The 15,741-nt window shown below is 41.1% G+C and carries 17 protein-coding genes and 2 riboswitches; all 17 genes read left to right on the top strand.

Annotated features, from left to right (window positions below; genetic code table 11):
* Positions 1-30 precede the first annotated feature (30 nt).
* A complete protein-coding gene (locus AC3ISE_RS19185) occupies positions 31-339 on the top strand; it encodes a thioredoxin family protein (protein ID WP_489222194.1) in 309 nt (102 codons plus the stop codon).
* A gap of 159 nt (positions 340-498) precedes the next feature.
* Positions 499-828, top strand: a complete 330-nt coding sequence (locus AC3ISE_RS19180) for a hypothetical protein (protein WP_489222193.1) — start codon at positions 499-501, stop codon at positions 826-828.
* A gap of 77 nt (positions 829-905) precedes the next feature.
* Positions 906-1,014: riboswitch (SAM riboswitch) on the top strand.
* A 70-nt stretch (positions 1,015-1,084) separates the two neighbouring features.
* Positions 1,085-2,407: an O-acetylhomoserine aminocarboxypropyltransferase/cysteine synthase family protein gene (locus tag AC3ISE_RS19175; RefSeq protein WP_489222192.1), complete on the top strand. Its 1,323-nt coding sequence runs from the start codon at positions 1,085-1,087 to the stop codon at positions 2,405-2,407.
* Positions 2,408-2,511: 104 nt separating this feature from the next.
* Positions 2,512-2,624, top strand: a riboswitch (SAM riboswitch).
* Between the two features lie 280 nt (positions 2,625-2,904).
* Entirely contained in the window at positions 2,905-3,930 is a 1,026-nt protein-coding gene (locus tag AC3ISE_RS19170) for a methionine ABC transporter ATP-binding protein (RefSeq protein ID WP_489222191.1), read from the top strand.
* Positions 3,923-4,579 carry a methionine ABC transporter permease gene (locus tag AC3ISE_RS19165; protein WP_070874720.1) on the top strand — a complete coding sequence of 219 codons (657 nt, stop codon included), beginning with the start codon at positions 3,923-3,925 and terminating at the stop codon, positions 4,577-4,579. Before AC3ISE_RS19170 ends, AC3ISE_RS19165 begins: the two co-directional genes overlap by 8 nt.
* A gap of 13 nt (positions 4,580-4,592) precedes the next feature.
* Complete coding sequence (locus AC3ISE_RS19160) at positions 4,593-5,426, top strand: MetQ/NlpA family ABC transporter substrate-binding protein (RefSeq protein WP_489222190.1); 834 nt, start codon at positions 4,593-4,595, stop codon at positions 5,424-5,426.
* A 170-nt stretch (positions 5,427-5,596) separates the two neighbouring features.
* Positions 5,597-5,965 carry a carboxymuconolactone decarboxylase family protein gene (locus AC3ISE_RS19155; protein ID WP_070874716.1) on the top strand — a complete coding sequence of 123 codons (369 nt, stop codon included), beginning with the start codon at positions 5,597-5,599 and terminating at the stop codon, positions 5,963-5,965.
* 197 nt (positions 5,966-6,162) lie between these two features.
* Entirely contained in the window at positions 6,163-6,333 is a 171-nt protein-coding gene (locus AC3ISE_RS19150; RefSeq protein ID WP_489222189.1) for a YuzK family famiily protein, read from the top strand.
* Between the two features lie 179 nt (positions 6,334-6,512).
* On the top strand, positions 6,513-7,298 hold the full coding sequence (gene sufC / locus AC3ISE_RS19145; RefSeq protein WP_070874714.1) for a Fe-S cluster assembly ATPase SufC: 786 nt from the start codon (positions 6,513-6,515) through the stop codon (positions 7,296-7,298).
* 17 nt (positions 7,299-7,315) lie between these two features.
* A complete protein-coding gene (gene sufD, locus AC3ISE_RS19140; protein WP_489222188.1) occupies positions 7,316-8,620 on the top strand; it encodes a Fe-S cluster assembly protein SufD in 1,305 nt (434 codons plus the stop codon).
* On the top strand, positions 8,620-9,840 hold the full coding sequence (locus AC3ISE_RS19135; protein WP_489222187.1) for a cysteine desulfurase: 1,221 nt from the start codon (positions 8,620-8,622) through the stop codon (positions 9,838-9,840). Before sufD ends, AC3ISE_RS19135 begins: the two co-directional genes overlap by 1 nt.
* Positions 9,830-10,267, top strand: coding sequence for a Fe-S cluster assembly sulfur transfer protein SufU (sufU, locus tag AC3ISE_RS19130; RefSeq protein ID WP_489222186.1), 438 nt, complete (start codon positions 9,830-9,832; stop codon positions 10,265-10,267). The genes AC3ISE_RS19135 and sufU overlap by 11 nt, the downstream gene beginning before the upstream one ends.
* Positions 10,268-10,305: 38 nt before the next feature.
* Entirely contained in the window at positions 10,306-11,703 is a 1,398-nt protein-coding gene (gene sufB, locus AC3ISE_RS19125) for a Fe-S cluster assembly protein SufB (protein WP_191557610.1), read from the top strand.
* Positions 11,704-12,227: 524 nt separating this feature from the next.
* Positions 12,228-13,085, top strand: coding sequence for a DUF72 domain-containing protein (locus AC3ISE_RS19120; protein ID WP_489222185.1), 858 nt, complete (start codon positions 12,228-12,230; stop codon positions 13,083-13,085).
* Between the two features lie 20 nt (positions 13,086-13,105).
* On the top strand, positions 13,106-13,930 hold the full coding sequence (locus AC3ISE_RS19115) for a sulfite exporter TauE/SafE family protein (protein WP_489222184.1): 825 nt from the start codon (positions 13,106-13,108) through the stop codon (positions 13,928-13,930).
* A 15-nt stretch (positions 13,931-13,945) separates the two neighbouring features.
* Positions 13,946-15,349 (top strand): bifunctional metallophosphatase/5'-nucleotidase, encoded by a 1,404-nt coding sequence (locus AC3ISE_RS19110; RefSeq protein ID WP_489222183.1) that lies wholly within the window; start codon positions 13,946-13,948, stop codon positions 15,347-15,349.
* Positions 15,350-15,410: 61 nt separating this feature from the next.
* The gene (locus AC3ISE_RS19105) at positions 15,411-15,713 is read left to right on the top strand and encodes a YunC family protein (protein WP_070874699.1); all 303 of its coding nucleotides are present in this window, start codon (positions 15,411-15,413) and stop codon (positions 15,711-15,713) included.
* Positions 15,714-15,741: the final 28 nt, after the last annotated feature.

Raw genomic sequence — 15,741 nt, 5'->3', positions numbered from 1 at the left:
TTAAAAGAAAAGGGAGTATCAGATAAAGCAATGATTGAAATTCAGGAAGAACAATTAGATATTTTTGCTGAAAAAGAATTTGGCATTCTTTATCTATACACTCCATTTTGCGGAACGTGTCAGCTGGCAAAAAAAATGCTGACTGTTGTTGAAGAATTGCTGCCGGGTTTAACCATTCATACGGCAAACCTTAATTTTCTTCCAAAGCAAGCGATCGAATGGGGAATAGAAAGTGTACCCTGCATGCTTATCTTTGAAAATGGAGAAGTTGCGCAAAAGAAATATGCCTTTCATTCTGTAGAACATATTTATCAAATATTGAAAGAATATGCCGCCTGAGAAGGGCGGCATTTGACATATTTCTTGGGAAATAGAAAATAACGATTATTTTGTCTGTCCAAGTCCAATAAAGTGTCGAACCTTTCTTAAAGGTGTTGGTTCGTATGAAAACGAATTAATACTTTACGATCAGAAAAGAAAGAAATGGAGAGACAAAAAATGGACTTATTTTCGTTTGTAGAAAAAATGAATGCGTCTCATTTTATCCAGCCGCTGCTTCCTATAGAAGAATTGAGAATACAGATAACCAGTTCCGGCTCGAAACAAAAGCCAGTTCTTCTAGTGCTGAAAAAAGGCACGTGTTTTCTGAGCAGCGGCAATGATCATCTTTCAGCACATGTACTGGTGTCTGGTGATGAAGATCATCTTTCAGACTGTTTTCATACACCAATCAGACTTCTGCAGCTTGCTAAGCTTGGAGCACTGGAGGTTAAGGGGTCTTTTCGCAATGTATTGAGACTTGAATCCATTATTCAGCTGTCTAAATAATTATCTAAAAATTCAAACTACTAATTGACGGAAGAAATAAAGGAGTGTTACAATTCATGTAGATTTAAGTGCGAATAACCTTATCAAGAGAGGCGGAGGGACTTGGCCCGATGAAGCCCGGCAACCGGTTGATTTAACACGGTGCCAATTCCAGCAGAGCAGGCAGACAGCTCTGGCAGATAAGAAGAGATATGGTAATTGTACCTCTTCTATGAAGGGGTATTTTATTTGAAATTATTTAAGGGAGATGGGGAAAATGGGACAAAAAAAGTATCGGCTTGAAACGGTAAATGTACATGGGGGGCTGCAGAAAGATCCGGCGACAGGAGCGCGGGCTGTGCCGATCTATCAGTCTAACGCTTATGTTTTTAATGATACTGAACACGCATCCGATTTATTTGCCTTAAAGGAGCAGGGTTACATTTATACCCGTATACATAATCCTACATCCACGGTTTTCGAAGAAAGAGTTGCCCAGTTAGAAGGGGGAGTTGGAAGTCTTGCTGTGGCAAGCGGCATGGCAGCAATCACGCTCTCAATATTAAATATTGCCGGAACAGGAGATGAGATTGTCTCTGCCTCAAGCCTTTACGGGGGCACCTACAATCTTTTTCAGACGACATTGCCCAAGTACGGGATTCAGACTAAGTTCGTAAATGCGAATGAACCAGAGAATTTCCGGAACGCCATTACACCGAAAACAAAGGCGATTTTTGCCGAAACAATCGGCAATCCGAGTCTTCAGGTTCTTGACATAGAGGCAGTTGCGAAAATTGCTCATGAAGCAGGAATCCCTTTAATTGTTGATAATACCTTTGCAACTCCGTATTTATGCAGGCCAATCGAGCACGGAGCAGATATTGTTATTCACTCTGCAACGAAATGGCTTCTTGGAAATGGCACGACACTCGGCGGAATTATCGTAGACGGAGGAAAGTTTGATTGGAACTCAAGTAAGTTCCCGGGCTTTACGACTCCAGATCCAAGTTATCACAATCTGGTATATGCGGAGGCATTGCCTGAAGCAGCTTTCATAGTAAAAGCACGGGTTCAGCTTTTGAGGGATTTAGGCCCGGCTATTAGTCCGTTTAATGCCTTTCAATTTAATCTGGGGCTTGAGACCCTTCATGTAAGAATGAAAGAGCATATTTTTAACACGAGAAAAGTTGTTGAATATTTGAATGAGCATCCTGCTGTTAAATGGGTCCTGTACCCGGAAGATGAACAGCATCCTGATAAGAATCTTGCGGATAAATATTTGGCTAAAGGAGCAGGAGCAGTAGTCGTGTTCGGCATTGAAGGCGGCCGTGCAGCAGGTGCAAAGGTCATTAATTCCGTTAATCTTTGGTCACATGTAGCCAATGTCGGAGATGCCAAAAGCCTGATCATTCATCCTGCCAGCACGACACATCAGCAGCTGGATGCAGAAGGATTGAAAAAATCAGGAGTAACAGAAGATTTAATCCGATTGTCAGTTGGAATTGAACATATTGATGACCTTTTAGAGGATCTGGAACAAGCGATTGAACAAGCAACAGGTGTGAAATCATTAATTGAATCATCCGTCTTTTCAAATTAATAAAACACTTTAGGATTGACACCTTCTTTTGACACATGATAAAATCACACTCGTAGTACAAACTCACTGAAATTAAACGTTAATTAATTTAATAAATTGTAAGTCTCTTATCCAGAGAGGTGGAGGGAAAGTGCCCTGCGAAGCCCGGCAACCGTCAATTTTATTGAAAAGGTGCCAATTCACTCAAAGCTGATGTTTATGCTTTGAAAGATGAGAGGAAGGTTCTTCTATTGATATGCCTTTCTGCTCATTTATGCAGAAAGGCATTTTTGTTTAGAGATAAGAAAGTATAAAATTTTGCGCTTCGATGTCTAGCTCCATCGCCCAACTCCTCGGCCAGAACGGCTCCGCCAGTAAAGGCAAAAAGCGCCTTTTCTGTCGGATCCTTATCTGTCTGTCGGAGCTAAACGGGCGCTTGCGCTTTTCTTATCTCATCATGAACCTATACCATTTCGTGCAAAATGATAGTGAGTTGAATTTTGGAAGAAGGTGAAGTCGTGATTACGTTAAAGGATGTCAAAAAAGTCTTTCAATCTAAAAGCGGAAATGTTACCGCGGTTGATTCGGTTGACTTGAACATAAATCAAGGAGAAATTTTCGGAATTATCGGTTATAGCGGTGCTGGAAAAAGCTCATTGATCAGATTGCTTAACGGACTTGAAAAGCCCACAGACGGTTCCATTCAAGTAGCTGGGAGAAAGATTGATAAAATCCGCGGAGATGAGCTGAGAAAAGCAAGACACGAAATCAGCATGATCTTTCAGCATTTTAATCTCCTTTGGTCAAGAACAGTCCGGGAAAATATTTCGTTTCCATTAGAAATCGCCGGAGTAAAGAAAGAGCAGCGGGTAAACCGTGTAGAAGAGCTGATTAAGCTTGTAGGACTTGAAGGACGGGAAGATGCCTATCCATCACAGCTGAGCGGAGGACAAAAGCAGCGTGTCGGAATTGCCAGAGCTCTTGCGAATAATCCAAAGGTTTTGCTTTGTGATGAAGCTACATCAGCACTGGACCCGCAAACAACAGATTCCATTCTCGAGCTGCTTGTAGATATTAACGAGAGGCTCGGTTTAACAATTGTCCTGATTACACATGAAATGCACGTTATCCGTAAAATCTGCCACCGGGTTGCGGTGATGGAAAACGGGCGGATTGTTGAGCAGGGTGAGGTACTTGATGTATTCAAAAAACCTCAGCAGTCTATTACGAAGCGCTTTGTGAAACAAATTACAGAGCCGGACGATACGCAGGAAACAATGGAATTAATTCTTGAGAAATACAAGTACGGAATGGTAATTCAATTAACATTTGTGGGAGATTCAACAGAAAGTCCGCTCATTACGAATCTTATCCGAAATCATCCGATTGAAGTAAATATCCTTCAGGGAAAAATATCTCAAACTCAAAGCGGATCATATGGAACCTTGTTCATTCATATGGACGGGGAACCTGATCAACTGGATAAGGCAATGGCATATATCCGCAGTCAGGAAGTAGAAGCGGAGGTGATTGCGAATGTTTGAGAACGTGAGATGGGAAAATGTATGGGAAGCAACTAGTGAAACCTTATTTATGACAGGATTCTCTGTAGCTGCAACCTTTATCTTGGGTATTATACTCGGACTGCTATTATTCTTAACGTCTAAAGGCGGTATTTGGGAAAATAAACCGGTAAATATCATTATATCTGCATTCGTGAATATTTTCAGATCCATTCCGTTTATTCTTCTGATCATTCTGCTGATTCCTTTTACAAAGGCTATTTTAGATACGTTTCTTGGAGCAAAAGCAGCACTGCCGGCCTTAATCATTGGCGCCGCACCGTTTTACGGGCGGATGGTTGAAATTGCTCTGCGTGAAATTGATAAGGGAGTCATTGAGGCAGCAAGATCAATGGGGGCAAAAACATCCACGATCATCTGGAAGGTGTTAATACCTGAATCATCCCCTGCGCTAATCTCCGGAATTACGGTAACGGCCATTGCTCTTGTCGGCTACACAGCCATGGCGGGGGTAGTCGGAGCCGGGGGACTCGGAAATCTTGCATTTCTTGAAGGCTTTCAGAGGAATAATAATGCTGTAACAATGATTGCGACAATCCTGATATTAGTTATTGTATTTATCATCCAATTTATTGGAGACTTTATCACATCAAAACTAGATAAACGTTAGGGAGGAAATTCAAATGAAGAAATTATTGTTAAGTGCTGTATTCGCAACATCCGCTTTCGCTCTTGCTGCTTGTGGTTCCGGTGGCGGAAACGGAGAAGGAGAAGATACAAAAACGCTTAAAATTGGTGCATCAAATGTACCTCATGCTGAAATCCTTGAAGAGGCACAACCGTTGCTTGAGGAAAAAGGCATTGAACTGGATATCGTGCCGTTCCAGGATTATATCCTGCCAAATAAATCACTTGCTAGTAAAGAAATTGATGCAAACTATTTCCAGCACGTTCCGTATTTAGAGTCTCAAATGGCAGAAAATAAAGACTATGACTTTGTTAATGCAGGCGGCATCCATATCGAGCCAATCGGTGTTTATTCTAAAAAACATAAATCGTTAGAAGATATTCCAGATGGCGGCACAATTATCATGAGTAATTCTGTAGCTGACCACGGCCGCATGCTTTCATTGCTTGAGAGCGAAGGATTAATCACAATTAAAGAAGGTGTCGATAAAACGACTGCAACAGTTGATGATATCGATGAAAACAAAAAAAATCTTAAATTCAAAGCAGATGTAGAAGCAAGCATTCTGCCTCAGGCTTATAACAACGACGAAGGCGATGCCGTTTTAATTAATACGAACTATGCAATTGGTGCAGGTCTCAATCCTCAAAAAGATGCGATTGCACTTGAAGGTTCAGAATCACCATACGTTAACATTATCACTGTCCGCAAAGGCGACGAAAACAAAGAAGAAATCAAAGCTTTAGTTGAAGTGCTTCATTCAAAAGAAATTCAATCATTCATTGAAGAAAAATATGAAGGTGCAGTTGTACCTGTAGACGGAAAATAAAAGGCAAGAGAGCATCGAAACATGGTGCTCTCTTTTTTTGTCTGAAAAGGTCAGTATAATATAGTAGAAATTAGGAATAAATGCTTCCCGAAAAACTCTTTTTACGCATACATCTCCCTCATTTTTTGCATACTAACGGTGATTAATATCAGGAATGGAGCTGAAAAAAGATGCAGCATTTTGAAGCGAGAAACAGCAGTGAAGCCGCTTTGCATAATTACAAAGAGGGTCTCGGTGTTTTTACAGAGAAGATGCCTGAGCTTGCACACCTCTATAATGAATTCACGCAAGAATGTTTTAAAGAAGGAACACTTTCCCAAAAAGAAAAGCAGTTAATTGCGCTGGGCATCAGCATCTATTCACAAGATGAATATTGCATTATTTATCATACAAAAGGGTGCTTAGATCAAGGGGCAAGCGAACAGGAAATATTAGAAACGGTCGGAGTGACTGCAGCATTTGGCGGCGGTGCAGCAATGAGCCAATCGGTTACCTTAGTCCAAGAATGCATCACAGAATTGAATCAGCTTAAGCAATAGCATACTCGAGCATATCGGAGCATTTATATAAGATTGCATTCTTAAATGCTGAAATCATGTATGAGGAACCATGATCCTTTCATATCCATCTATATGATGTTTGAGGCTGTTTTGTCGAGGTGTTATCATGTAATAGTACTAATTGATAAACTTTGAAAGGATGATTCATTATCTACGCAAGTCAGCAAAAGCTTGATTTGAATTACACAACTGAAATGGAAAAAGCCTTAATGCAGTCTCATAAAATGGGATATGCAGTGTACAGCAGAAACCATGAAAAGCGTATGGAAGTAGAAAAGAATCGTGAAAAAGATTATCAGCAAAGCAAACAGCTATTTGCAGAATTAGACCGCAAAATGAATTCATAGAACAATCTTAAAGGAATCAGTCACTGGCTGGTTCCTTTTGAGTTATAAATAAATCAGGCACAATCAGGCAAGCCTCCGAAAAAGTTGTATTCACATTTCATTTGTTATAAAATTAGAATGAGAATAAAATGAGAATGATTAAATTGAGATCTTATAGATTATTGGAGGTATAGTTATTTATGGCAGGTTCTACTTTAGTTATTAAAGATTTACATGTTGAAATCGACGGAAAAGAAATTTTAAAAGGTGTAAACCTTGAAATAAAAGGCGGAGAATTCCACGCGATCATGGGACCAAATGGTACTGGTAAATCCACATTATCATCTGCGATCATGGGGCACCCTAAATATGAGGTAACAAAAGGAAGCATCACACTTGACGGTGAAGATGTTCTTGAGATGGAAGTAGATGAGCGCGCACGTGCAGGTCTATTTTTAGCAATGCAATATCCAAGTGAAATCAGCGGGGTTACTAATGCTGACTTCCTTCGTTCTTCTATTAATGCACGCAAAGAAGAAGGACAGGAAATTTCTTTGATGAAATTCATCCGCAAAATGGACTCTAACATGGAATACCTTGAAATGGATCCTGATATGGCACAGCGTTACCTGAATGAAGGATTCTCAGGCGGAGAGAAAAAACGCAATGAGATTCTTCAATTAATGATGATCGAGCCTAAAATCGCGATTCTTGATGAAATCGATTCAGGTCTTGATATCGATGCATTAAAAGTTGTTTCAAAAGGCATTAATCAAATGCGCAATGAAGATTTCGGCTGCCTGATCATCACTCACTATCAGCGCCTGTTAAACTACATCACACCTGATCATGTACACGTAATGATGCAGGGACGCATCGTTAAATCAGGCGGTCCTGAGCTTTCACAGCGTTTAGAATCAGAAGGCTATGACTGGATTAAACAAGAGCTTGGCATCGAAGACGAAACTGTTGGTCAAGAAGCGTAAGCGTTAGGGGGATTAAGATGACAGTAGAGACGAAATTCAACCACGACTATGTCACGGGTTTCTCAAATGAACTCGGTGAACCGGAATGGCTTAAAGAACTGCGCTTACAAGCTCTTGCAAAAGCTGAAGACCTTGCAATGCCAAGACCGGATAAAACGAAAATTGATAAATGGAATTTTACACAATTCCAGACACATTCAGTTAAAAGCAAACCTTTAGCATCTCTTAATGATTTAAGTGATGAAGTAAAAGCTTTAATCGATCTTGAAGATGAGAATAAAAATCTATATATCCAATTGGATACAACACCGGCTTATACATCTCTGTCTCAGGAATTAAAAGACCAGGGTGTAATATTTACGGATATTCATACGGCTGCACGCGAACATTCTGAGCTTGTGCAAAAGTATTTCATGACTGACGGAGTAAAAGTTGATGAGCATCGTTTAACAGCTCTTCATGCAGCTCTTATGAACGGCGGAGTATTTGTATATGTTCCTAAAAACGTTGAGGTAACAGCACCTCTTCAGGCTGTGTATGTGCATGAAAATCCTGAAACGACTCTTTTCAACCATGTGATCGTTGCAGCAGATGACAACAGCTCTGTCACTTATGTTGAAAACTACATTTCAACGACAGAAACAGAAGGATCGATTTTCAACATTGTAACGGAAGTATTTGCAAACAATAATGCAAAAGTTACTTACGGTGCTGTAGACCATTTAAATAAAGGTGTTACAACGTATGTAAACCGCCGCGGAACTGCTGCACGCGATGCACGTATTGAATGGGCGCTTGGTTTGATGAATGACGGCAATACGATTTCTGAAAACACAACAAACCTGATGGGTGACGGCTCTTATGGAGACACGAAATCTGTTGTTGTCGGACGCGGAAGTCAAATTCAAAACTTCACAACAAAAGTCATTCACTTCGGCAAAAATTCCGAAGGCTACATCTTAAAGCACGGCGTAATGAAAGACAGTGCTTCATCTGTCTTCAACGGCATCGGCAAAATCGAACATGGAGCTTCTAAATCAAATGCAGAGCAGGAATCAAGAGTTCTTATGCTAAGCGAAAAAGCACGCGGAGATGCAAATCCGATTCTATTAATAGATGAGGACGATGTAACCGCTGGACATGCTGCTTCTGTAGGCCGCGTTGATCCGCTTCAATTGTATTACCTGATGAGCCGCGGAATTCCTAAAGTAGAAGCTGAGCGTCTTGTCATTCATGGTTTCCTTGCGCCTGTCGTTAAGGTTCTGCCAATTGAAGGCGTGAAGAAACAGCTTGTTGAGGTAATTGAAAGGAAAGTTAAGTAATGAATATCCAAGATATCCGTTCACTCTTCCCGATATTGGATCAGCAAGTAAATGGACAGAATCTTGTTTATCTTGACAGTGCAGCGACTTCTCAGAAGCCGCTGCCGGTCATTGAAGCGTTAGACCGCTATTATAGAGAATATAATTCAAACGTTCATCGTGGAGTTCATACACTGGGCACTAAAGCTACAGATGGCTACGAGGGAGCGCGCGAAAAGGTAAGAAAGTTCATTAATGCTCATTCTGCAGAAGAAATCATTTTCACACGCGGTGCTACTACTGCATTGAATACAGTAGCAGCAAGCTATGGACGTGCAAATCTTCAAGCCGGCGATGAGATAGTGATTACACATATGGAACACCATGCTAACGTTATACCTTGGCAGCAGCTTGCCAAAGCTACTGGTGCGACACTGAAGTATATTCCTTTGCAGGAGGATGGCACGATTTCCCTTGAAGATGCCCGTGAAACGATTACAGATTCAGCTAAAATTGTTTCTGTCATGCAAGTTTCAAATGTATTGGGAACAATAAATCCTATAAAAGAAATTGCTGAGTTAGCCCACAGCAAAGGTGCGATCATGGTTGTTGACGGTGCGCAAAGTGCTCCGCATATGAAAATTGATGTTCAAGATTTGAATTGTGATTTCTTTGCTTTTTCAGCTCATAAAATGTGCGGCCCGACTGGTGTTGGAGTTCTGTACGGAAAAAAAGCGCTTCTTGAAAACATGGAGCCTGTTGAGTTTGGCGGCGAAATGATTGACTTCGTCGGATTATACGAATCCACATGGAAAGAGCTTCCCTGGAAGTTTGAAGCCGGAACGCCTATTATCGCAGGTGCAATCGGGCTTGGTGCTGCCATTGATTTCCTTGAAGAAATCGGTATTGAAAACATTGAAGCATATGAGCACAAGCTTGCTGATTACGCACTTGAGAGATTGTCGGAAGTTGAAGGAATCACAATATACGGTCCTAAAAAGCGTGCTGGTCTTGTAACGTTCAATATTGAAGATGTGCATCCTCATGATGTTGCCACAGTACTGGATGCTGAAGGCATAGCAGTTCGGGCCGGCCATCACTGTGCACAGCCTTTAATGAAATGGCTGAATGTTTCCTCAACAGCTCGTGCTAGTTTTTACCTGTACAACACAGAAGAAGAAGTTGATAAGCTTGTTGCAGGAATCATAAAAACAAAGGAGTACTTCACGAATGTCTTTTAATAATCTGGACACTCTGTACCGCCAGGTCATTATGGATCACTATAAAAACCCGCGGAACAAAGGTGTACTCGAAGATAGTTTAACTATAGATATGAATAACCCTACATGCGGCGACCGTATTCGCTTAACGCTGCAGATTGAAGACGGCAGCATTACGGATGCAAAGTTCGACGGTGAAGGCTGTTCGATTTCAATGTCATCAGCATCAATGATGACTCAGGCGATTAAAGGTCAATCGGTCGAAACGGCTTTAAAGCTTTCTAAAATCTTTTCAGACATGATGCAAGGAAAAGATTACGATGATGACGTTGAGCTTGAGGATATTGAAGCATTGCAAGGTGTTGCTAAATTCCCTGCACGAATCAAATGTGCAACACTTGCCTGGAAGGCGATGGAAAAAGGGGTCCATAGCCAAGAAAAAGAATGAGGGCAGACCTCATTCTACTATGATTGGAGTGAAAACGGATGGCTAAAAAAATGCCAGAAATCGGCGATTACAAGTATGGATTTGCTGATAAAGACGTTTCGATTTTCCGTTCTAAGCGCGGATTAACTAAAGAAATTGTTGAAGAAATTTCTCGCATGAAAAGCGAGCCGCAATGGATGCTTGATTTCCGTCTGAAATCACTGGAGCATTTCTATAACATGCCAATGCCTCAATGGGGCGGCGATATGGCTGCACTTAACTTTGATGAAATTACGTACTACGTAAAACCATCTGAAAAATCAGAGCGCTCTTGGGATGAAGTACCTGAGGAAATCAAACGCACGTTTGATAAACTAGGAATTCCTGAAGCAGAGCAAAAATATTTGGCCGGTGTTTCAGCTCAGTACGAATCTGAGGTTGTATACCACAATATGAAAGAGGATCTTGAAGATCTTGGTATCGTCTTTAAAGATACAGATACAGCTCTTAAAGAAAACGAAGATATTTTCAGAGAGCATTTCGGCAAAGTGATTCCTCCGACAGATAACAAGTTCTCAGCACTTAATTCAGCTGTATGGTCTGGAGGATCATTCATCTATGTGCCAAAAGGCATCAAAGTTGATACACCGCTTCAGGCATACTTCCGCATTAACTCTGAAAACATGGGTCAGTTCGAACGTACGCTGATTATTGTTGATGAAGGCGCACATGTGCACTATGTAGAGGGCTGTACAGCTCCTGTTTACACGACGAATTCACTTCACAGTGCTGTAGTTGAAATTATCGTTAAAGATGGCGGCTACTGCCGTTACACAACCATTCAAAACTGGGCGAACAACGTATTCAACCTTGTTACAAAACGTGCAGTTTGTGAAAAGAACGCAACAATGGAATGGATCGATGGAAATATTGGATCTAAATTAACAATGAAATACCCGGCTGTCATCCTTAAGGGTGAAGGCGCGCGCGGTATGACATTATCCATTGCATTAGCAGGCAAAGGCCAGCATCAGGACGCAGGTGCGAAAATGATTCACTTAGCACCTAATACGTCTTCAACGATTGTTTCAAAATCAATCTCTAAACAAGGCGGTAAAGTAACATACCGCGGAATTGTTCACTTTGGCCGCAAAGCTGAAGGCGCACGTTCAAACATTGAGTGTGATACGTTAATCATGGATAATCAGTCTACATCTGATACAATTCCATATAACGAAATCTTCAATGATAACATCTCTTTAGAGCATGAAGCTAAGGTTTCAAAAGTATCTGAAGAACAATTATTCTATCTCATGAGCCGCGGTATTTCAGAAGAAGAAGCAACTGAAATGATCGTAATGGGATTCATTGAGCCATTTACAAAAGAACTTCCAATGGAATATGCGGTTGAAATGAACCGTTTAATCAAGTTCGAAATGGAAGGCTCTATCGGTTAATAAGAATGAAGAAAAGCTCACCAGTCGCGGTGAGCTTTTTTGTATGGGGAATGATATGAGGGTTGGATTATAATACCCTTCTAATATATGAAGTTTTTTAAAAAGCGGATAGGAATACTTTAGAGACCTTCTTTAAATGTGAAGTGCTTTAAAACCCGGATTGGACACTTTAAAACAGCACCCGTATAAGTGAATTGCTCCAAAAACCGGGTTGCAGCACTTTATAGCAGCACCCGTATATGTGAAGTGCTTTAAAACCCGGATTGGAGCACTTTATAGCATGATCTGAATCAGTGAAGTGCTCCAAAAACCGGGTTGCAGCACTTTATAACAGCACCCGTATATATGAAGTGTCTAATAAAAGATTGAAAACACACTACAGGTAATCTTCAGTAAGCCGAGGGAGTACCTGCCCAAGACGTTTGTGCTTTTCTTAACTTCACAGGCCATGCAGAATGAAAATATCTTATCCATGTAGTATCATAAAAGAACCGACAAAAACGAAAAAGGAGGCTGAACGCAGATTGATCTATATTGGACTTACAGGCTGGGGAGATCATGATTCGCTTTATCCTAATGGGATTTCGTCCGGAGACAAGCTGAAGGAATACTCGGGACATTTTCCGATCGTTGAAGTGGATGCAAGCTTCTATGCTGTTCAGCCTCAGCGCAACGCAGAAAAATGGGTGAAGGATACGCCAGACAGTTTTCAATTTATCGTGAAAGCGTATCAGGGAATGACAGGACATCAGCGGGGAGATATTCCTTTTGATTCTAAAGAAGAGATGTTCCAGGCTTTCCATCATTCGATTGAACCGTATCAGGCTGCAGGCAAGCTTGCGATGGTTTTATTTCAATTCCCGCCGTGGTTTGAATGCAAAAAGGAGAATGTCAGTTATTTGAGATGGTGCAGAGAGCAAATGGGCTCCGTTCCAGTTGCCTTAGAATTCAGGCATCAATCATGGTTTGTGCCTGATACATATGAAAAGACCCTCACTTTTATGGAACAGGAAAAGTGGATTCACAGCATTTGTGACGAGCCACAGGCTGGAAGCGGGTCGATTCCGGCAGTAGTGAGAGCGACAGATGAAAATAAAACGTTAATCCGGATGCACGGCAGAAATGTGCATGGCTGGACAAGACCTGCAAATGGTGAAGACTGGCGTGAGGTCAGGTATCTCTATCGGTACAATCAGCAGGAATTGCAGGATTGGCGTGAGAATATTGATCAATTGAAAGATTCAACTAAAGATGTTTATCTTCTCTTTAATAATAATTCAGGCGGAGATGCAGCAGACAATGCAAAACAGATGCAAAAGCTTTTAAATATAGAGTATGAAGACTTAGCACCTAGACAGCTGGATTTATTCAGCGGAGAATAAACGGAAATGAGTTGGAGTAAATGGAATGGGTTTTTCTTGTCCTGATCGGTTTTATTGCCGGCACGATCGGTAGTCTTGTTGGTCTTGGCGGAGGAATTATTGTTGTGCCGGCTATGCTTTTTTCCTCTGCTTATTTTACGATTTTTGAACATGTAACTCCGCAGACGGCAGTCGGAACTTCTTTGCTTGTCGTCATTTTTACTGGTTTATCCTCAACGCTTGCTTATATGAAGGTTAAAAAAGTGGATTATAGAAGCGGTTTGATTTTTTTTATCGGAAGCGGACCTGGAGGTATAATAGGCGCTTATCTTAATAAATATTTGAATTTGGATTCATTCTCCCTTTACTTTGGGCTGTTCATGATTTTTGTCTCACTGCTTCTTATGATGAGAGATAAATGGAAGCCAAAATACAGAGAGCCCGGACATGGGGATGTGATCCGCTATTATTCATCTGAAAACGGCAAAGAAGCTGCTTATTTTTACAAGCCGGTCCCTGCGGTCTTTATTTCATTTGGAGTTGGATTTATCTCAGGGCTGTTTGGAATTGGCGGCGGAGCTTTAATGGTGCCTGCAATGGTGCTGCTTTTCTTATTCCCTCCGCATATAGCAGTGGCTACGTCGATGTTCATTATTTTTTTATCGGGTATATCAAGCTCTGTTATGCATATTGCTCTTGGAAATGTGAACTGGCTTTTTGCTTTGGCTTTAATACCCGGTGCTTGGGCTGGTGGGAAGGCAGGTGCCATGATTGCGGCGAAGCTTTCTGGTAAAGCTGTAATTAACCTGCTGCGGCTCGTTCTGATCGTTGCCGGATTAAAACTGATTTATGAAGGTATTTTTTAATTGAGGAGAATGTAAATGGCAGAGACCATTCATCTATATCACACAAATGATTTACACAGTTATTTTGAAAACTGGCCAAAAGTTGCTCACTATTTGAAAAGAATGAAAAAAGAGCATGCTGCTAAAGGAGAAGACATGATTTTAGTAGACGTGGGAGACCATATCGACCGTGTTCATCCCATAACAGAAGCAACACAGGGAAAAGCAAATGTGGAACTTCTAAATGCACTAAATTATGATGCTGTTACAATCGGCAACAATGAGGGGATCACTCTCCCTCATGCGGCACTGGACACTTTATACACACATGCACGTTTTCCGGTTATTCTTTCAAACTTATACACAGAACTCGGGGAACGACCTAGCTGGGTGAAGCCTTATGAAATCATGACTCTCTCTGATGGCACTAAGGCAGTATTACTGGGAGTAAGCGTTTTTTACGAAAAATTTTATCATTTGCTTGGCTGGAAAATAAAAGATCCGTTTCAAAGTCTGAAAGAAACAATCGAGATGGTAAAAGGCGAAGCGGATATCATCATTTTGCTCTCTCATTTAGGAATTAATGATGATGAAATCGCGGCAAAAGAGTTTCCGGAAATTGATATCATACTGGGGGCGCATACTCATCATATCTTTGAAAAAGGAAAACTTCTGCATGGCGCTTTATTAACAGGTGCAGGTAAAAACTGTGGATTGGTCGGGCATATTTCACTCACTGTGGATAAATCACGCTCCTTAATCGCAAAGGAAGCTGAAGTTATTAACATTCTTTCAGAGCCTGAGTGTGAAGAAACAAAACAGTTTCTAATAAATGAAGCGATAAAAAGTGATGAGATTCTCTCAGAACCAGTCGCCATTTTAGAAGAGGATTTATCATTGGACTGGTTTGGTAAGTCTGAATTTCCGGACATTTTAGCTTCAGCTCTTAAAGAGTGGTGCAATGGTGAGGTCAGCATGGTGAATGCAGGAATGCTGCTTGAACCGCTGAAAAAAGGACCGGTTACAAAAAAAGATCTGCACCGCATTTGTCCGCATCCTATTAATCCCTGCACTGTTTATTTAAAAGGAGACGTCTTAAAAGAAGTTATTTTAGAAGCGCGCACAGAAAGGATGGAGCAGCTGAAATTAAAGGGTCTTGGTTTCCGGGGCCATGTTATGGGACGAATGGTTTTTGACGGAATTGAGGTTTTTACAGAGCCATTAGAAGACGGTCTGCACCATGTAAAAGAAATTCTGGTATCAGGGGCACCTATACAGCCAGAACGAATTTATGCAGTAGCTACAGTGGATATGTTTACACTTGGTGTCCTGTATCCATCTATTGGCCATGCGGAAAAGAAAACGTATTATATGCCTGAAATGCTGAGGGATCTGCTAGCCTGGAAGCTAAAACAGGGACATTCGTCCAAGAATGCCTAATTTTCACACTTCATGTCTGCTTTCTTCATAAATTGTAGAAGGAAGGGAGTGTGAAATAACGATGGTATCCATGACACCAATTATTATTGAAAACAATCAGTTTACAGCTATAACGGTAGCATTGCCCAAAACCAATTTTATGGCTGTTACAAGTGAGAAGGGATACATTATGTGCGGTGCGCTTGATGTAGCTTTACTCAATGAAAAATTAAAAGACCGCGGAATTATTGCTGGGCGTGCAGTCGGCGTCCGTACCATTGAACAGCTGCTTGATGCACCTCTTGAATCCATTACATTTGAGGCTGAAAATCGCGGCATACACGTCGGTATGAGCGGCAGAGATGCACTGTTAAGGATGCTGTAATAACAGCTAAACAAAAGCGCCATATTAT

The sequence above is a fragment of the Metabacillus sp. KH_069 genome, from assembly GCF_057838075.1.
This window is presented reverse-complemented; position numbering and strand designations above follow the sequence as displayed.

Coding starts and splice junctions, on each gene's coding strand:
- AC3ISE_RS19185 (WP_489222194.1), top strand. CDS start 31: ATGATTGAAATTCAGGAAGAACAATTAGATATTTTTGCTGAAAAAGAA.
- AC3ISE_RS19180 (WP_489222193.1), top strand. CDS start 499: ATGGACTTATTTTCGTTTGTAGAAAAAATGAATGCGTCTCATTTTATC.
- AC3ISE_RS19175 (WP_489222192.1), top strand. CDS start 1,085: ATGGGACAAAAAAAGTATCGGCTTGAAACGGTAAATGTACATGGGGGG.
- AC3ISE_RS19165 (WP_070874720.1), top strand. CDS start 3,923: ATGTTTGAGAACGTGAGATGGGAAAATGTATGGGAAGCAACTAGTGAA.
- AC3ISE_RS19160 (WP_489222190.1), top strand. CDS start 4,593: ATGAAGAAATTATTGTTAAGTGCTGTATTCGCAACATCCGCTTTCGCT.
- AC3ISE_RS19155 (WP_070874716.1), top strand. CDS start 5,597: ATGCAGCATTTTGAAGCGAGAAACAGCAGTGAAGCCGCTTTGCATAAT.
- sufC (WP_070874714.1), top strand. CDS start 6,513: ATGGCAGGTTCTACTTTAGTTATTAAAGATTTACATGTTGAAATCGAC.
- sufD (WP_489222188.1), top strand. CDS start 7,316: ATGACAGTAGAGACGAAATTCAACCACGACTATGTCACGGGTTTCTCA.
- AC3ISE_RS19135 (WP_489222187.1), top strand. CDS start 8,620: ATGAATATCCAAGATATCCGTTCACTCTTCCCGATATTGGATCAGCAA.
- sufU (WP_489222186.1), top strand. CDS start 9,830: ATGTCTTTTAATAATCTGGACACTCTGTACCGCCAGGTCATTATGGAT.
- sufB (WP_191557610.1), top strand. CDS start 10,306: ATGGCTAAAAAAATGCCAGAAATCGGCGATTACAAGTATGGATTTGCT.
- AC3ISE_RS19115 (WP_489222184.1), top strand. CDS start 13,106: ATGGAATGGGTTTTTCTTGTCCTGATCGGTTTTATTGCCGGCACGATC.
- AC3ISE_RS19110 (WP_489222183.1), top strand. CDS start 13,946: ATGGCAGAGACCATTCATCTATATCACACAAATGATTTACACAGTTAT.
- AC3ISE_RS19105 (WP_070874699.1), top strand. CDS start 15,411: ATGGTATCCATGACACCAATTATTATTGAAAACAATCAGTTTACAGCT.